General features: G+C 75.5%; 1 protein-coding gene. It reads right to left on the bottom strand.

What is annotated here, in order from left to right; all coding sequences use genetic code 11:
- Window positions 1-290: 290 nt before the first annotated feature.
- A complete protein-coding gene (locus DVH02_RS30465) occupies window positions 291-923 on the bottom strand; it encodes a precorrin-3B C(17)-methyltransferase (RefSeq protein ID WP_114627082.1) in 633 nt (210 codons plus the stop codon).
- Window positions 924-1,081 lie beyond the last annotated feature (158 nt).

The following is a 1,081-nucleotide window of genomic DNA, read 5'->3' as shown; positions in this document are numbered from 1 at the left end:
GCTCCGGCCGACTCCGGTCCCGGCCCAGGACCCGGCCCCCGGCATCGGCTCCGTGAACGTCAGCTCCGGTTCCGGCTGCCGCTCGTCCGTCAGCGCCGTGAACTCCGGCGTGGTGATCGACAGGCCCCATGCCGTCCGCTCAGCTTAAGCTCCCTCGACGGGGGCTCCGTAGCGGACGGCGAGGCGCTGGCCGAGGTGGCTTCCCTCGGCCGGGTCACCTACACGAACCCCGTCCCCCTGCCCCCTCCCGCCGGTCCTCCCCGCACCGCCGGAGGAGGCGCCCGCTCAGGTCAGTGGCCGCCCTCGCCCGGCAGGCAGGTGCCGTCCATGGTGCGCCCCGAGACCTCCGTCCCGACCTCACCGGCCGTGTCCAGCGTGCCCTTGACGCACACCCCTCTCTCACCGGCCCCGGCGCCGACCGTGAACTGCTTCGGCGAACCGCCATTCGCCCTTGTCTCCTTGAACTCGATCTCCAGCGGCGGCAGTCCGAGTGCGCCGGCCACCGCCGCGCGCAGCCGGTCCTCGGTGACGCTCCCGCCGTCGAGCTTCTTCAACGCGGCGGCCAGCGCCTCCGCCTTGGGCCGCGCCTCGGCGCGCTGGGCGTCGGTGAGGGGCCTCTCGTCGCGGTACGCGTGGTTCTCGGCCACCCGCTGTTCCCAGCTGTACGTGATGCACGGCGAGGGGGCGGCGGCCGGTGACGGGTCCGCCCCTGAGCCCGCCCCCGCGTCCTCCGGGCAGAAGGCCCTGGCCTCCCCGCCGGGCGAACCGGACGCGTGGGGCGTGCCGGACCCGCCCGAGGTGACGGCCGGCGCCGCCGACCGGGGATCGTCCGCGCGCGCGGCGCACCCGGACACGGCCCCGGTCAGGACGAGCAGCACGACGGCGGCGAGGGTCTTGGTGGCACCCCTGGGCACGTATGTCATGAACACCATCATGCCCCGCCCGCCGCGTTCACCCGGCGGCCACCCACCCGACGGACGCAGGCCACCGTCCGGGGCGGGTACGGATGAGTGGATGTACGCGACACCCAGCGCGCCCCCGCCTCATGCCCCCCACGCAGCGCTCCCGCCCCGGACGGTGG

It is taken from the genome of Streptomyces corynorhini, from assembly GCF_003346515.1.
GTDB classification, from domain to species: Bacteria; Actinomycetota; Actinomycetes; order Streptomycetales; family Streptomycetaceae; genus Streptomyces; species Streptomyces corynorhini.
The sequence above is the reverse complement of the archived record's forward strand: the minus strand, read 5'-3'. Positions and strand labels throughout refer to the sequence as shown.